Annotated in this window: 2 protein-coding genes; one reads left to right on the top strand and one right to left on the bottom strand. The window is 57.9% G+C overall.

What is annotated here, in order from left to right; all coding sequences use genetic code 11:
* The coding region (locus Q0216_RS06280; RefSeq protein ID WP_298593813.1) for a metalloregulator ArsR/SmtB family transcription factor at positions 1-1,234 on the bottom strand (1,234 nt) is incomplete at its 3' end.
* 412 nt (positions 1,235-1,646) lie between these two features.
* Here Q0216_RS06280 and Q0216_RS06275 point away from each other — a divergent pair.
* The coding region (locus tag Q0216_RS06275; protein ID WP_298593812.1) for a TrkH family potassium uptake protein at positions 1,647-3,105 on the top strand (1,459 nt) is incomplete at its 3' end.

Below are 3,105 nucleotides of genomic sequence, written 5' to 3'. Positions count from 1 at the left end.
CACTGTTCGTCGCAGCACTGGGGCGGTACACAGAATCGTAGGCGGGCATGGTCTGATACTCGGGCTCCTCAGAGGAAGTCTCAGACGTGTTTTCTGCCTTGTCAGACTCTTCTGCAGCGACCTTCTCGGGGGCTGCTTCTTTAGCTACGGGCTTCTCAACAGCTTCGGTTTCTTCAACCGAGGTCTTCTCCTCAGCCTTTTCTGCGGACTGTTCGTTGACAGCCTTCTCAGCCACCGCGGGCTCCTCGGTAGCAGGAGCTTCGGAAGTCACCGCAATAGGCTGAATCGAACCGCCCACAACCGTAGCCGGATCAATACCGTACGACACCGCCGCAGCGGCAGGCTGAGCAGTCACAGCGGGCTTCACCTCAGCAGGTAGCGCAGGGGTAGCGGGCTGAGCGGGGGTTGCCGACGCCGCGGGGGTCACCCCAGCGTCGTAACCGTAGGATGCGGGAGTGAAGGGGCGCATCGGGGTACTATCCACTGCCTCTTCCTGCGAGATGGACTCAGCAGCTCCTGCCTTCTCAGCAACAGGCTCGGAAGTATCGCTATCAGCCGCCTGCTCCGCAGGGCGCGAGTAGATGCGCGCACTGGGGGTCAGGTACTGTGCGCGGGCGCGCTGAATGCGAGCCTGCTCAATTTCCTCAGAAGTGGGTGCCTCAACGGCAAGAATCTCCGAGTCGGTCGCCTCGGGCTTCTCCGCGGTTGCGCTCTTCTCAGTTGCAACCGGTGCAGTTGCAGTCGGTGCAGTCGTAGCCGGGGCAAGTTTCTGAGCAGGTTCTTCGGCCGCGGGCTTCTGGGCACTTGCAGGCGGCTGGGCACTTGCGGGCTTCTGGCTGCTCTTTTCGGAGGTCTTCTCAACCGGCTTCTCCGCAGCCTTCTCGGTTGCATTCTCAGCGGTCGCCTTATCGGAGGCAGATGCGCTCACGCCACCGGGCAGTGCCACGGGTGCGTGCGCCTCATTGGACTGGCGTGCAATCTGGACGGTCTCGTTAATCCACTCGGTCACGGTGGCGAATACATCCGGGTTCAGGGAGTAGAGGCGACGCTGCCCCTCCACGGTCACGGAAACCACATCTGCATCGCGAAGAACTTTCAGGTGCTTCGAAATGGTCGGCTGGCTCATGCCCAGCTTTTCAACCACTGCGCCCACCGTGTGGGTTTGCTCAGCGAGAATACGCACAATTCGGCGGCGAGTCGGATCCGCGATGACAGAAAAAACATCAGAATGCATATAGCGATTATGACATATAAAGTAGCGTCTCAAGCTTAGAATGAGGCTGATACAGAAATTACCTTCAAAAATTCTGAAAGACCGCTGAACGCTAGCCCAACATGAAGCATTGAAAGGCAGAAAAGCATGAAGTGTCTATCACATCTGATGTTGATTTCCTGTATCTCATCCTAAGCATATGCAAGCCGCCCGGCCCCTCAATACTTATATAGCTAATACAGAATATATAGTTTTCGTGGCTCCACCCACAAAACCAGCCGCACACCTTCTCCAAGCTCACATATTTACCCTCGGACTACCAGAACCTCAACCCCCTCAGCAAGCACCTGGCGCGATACACTAGAAGGCGTTAAACACAGGCACAAAATGCCACCCAAAACACCAACACCCAGACACCCGCTGAAGGAGGCGCATGGGACGCATAATCCGCCGCACCCGGCGCCGACACCACCACCCCCAGGGCCAGCTCAACCGCCGCTGGGACACCCTCAGCGGTGCCACCTCCGCACCCCCAAAGAAGCAGGTTCGCCGAAGCCGCCGCGACCGCCTCGAAGCTGAAAACCTCAGCGTCCTCACCAGCGTGCCCGGCATCGATCTCGACCGTCTGCCCGCCCTACGTGACCACGAAGACTCCGAGACTCAGCGCAAACGGACCCCGCTAGAGTTCAACCAGAAGACTCTCGAACGCTTCCGCGACTTCATTGATTCTTCCGTTCTGGCATCCCCTTCGCGCACTGCGATCAGCGCCTTCCTTCTCGTCATTATCTTCTTCACCATCATGCTGTCCCTGCCTATTTCTTCAGCAGACGGGCAGCGCATCGCGCTACACCACGCATTCTTCACCGCCACCAGCGCGGTGACCGTGACCGGCCTGACGACTGTCTCAACCGCCGATCAATGGTCAACTTTTGGTCAGGCAATGATTCTTCTCGCCTGCCAGGTGGGTGGTCTGGGTACTCTGACGATTACTTCACTGCTGGCGCTGGCGATCGGCCGCAAAATGGGCCTGCGCACCAAACTCATCGCGCAGGAAGACCTGAACATCAGCCGACTCGGCGAAGTTGGTGGCATCGTCAAAAGTGTCTCCTATGCGTCCTTCTCCATCGAAGCAATCATCGCAATCGTGCTGATTCCCCGTTTCCTGACGCTGGGTGAGGACCCTTTTCAAGCCATCTGGCACAGCATCTTCTACTCGATCTCGGCATTTAACAATGCCGGATTCACCCCGCATTCTGACGGCATCGTACCCTACGGCCACGATCTCTTCCTGCTCGTGCCCATCTGCATCGCGGTGTTCCTCGGTTCACTCGGCTTCCCCGTGTTCATTGCGATTCAGCGCAACCCCTTCCGTCCCTCACGCTGGCAGCTGACCGCAAAACTGACCATGGTCACCACCCTCTTCTTCTTCGGGTTTGGTGCCTTCTTCTGGGGTGTTTTCGAGTGGAATAACCCCGCCACCATTGGCGGCTACTCTGCCGGTGACAAGGTTCTGAACGCCATCTTTGCCTCCGTCATGATGCGTTCGGGGGGGTTCAACCTAGTCGACATGAGTAGCATTACCCCCGTCTCCACGCTACTGACCGATATGCTCATGTTCATTGGTGGCGGCTCCGGCTCGACCGCGGGTGGCGTAAAGGTCACGACCGTTGCTGTGATTGCCCTGTCGATTCTTGCCGAAGCGCGAGGTGATCAGAAGGTCGTAGCATTCAATCGCACTATCCCCGAATCCTCGCTGCGCATCGCCATCTCTGTGATTGTTATGGGTGCTACCGTGGTAGGTGTTGGCGCCGCATCGATTCTCATCATTAGCGGCGCAGACCTCAAAGAAGTCATCTTCGAGGTCATCTCCGCCTTCGCGACCTGCGGCCTCT

This window comes from uncultured Rothia sp. (assembly GCF_937976295.1).
Taxonomy (GTDB): domain Bacteria; phylum Actinomycetota; class Actinomycetes; order Actinomycetales; family Micrococcaceae; genus Rothia.
Note: the sequence above shows the minus strand (reverse complement) of the source record. Positions and strands in the feature narration are given on the sequence as shown.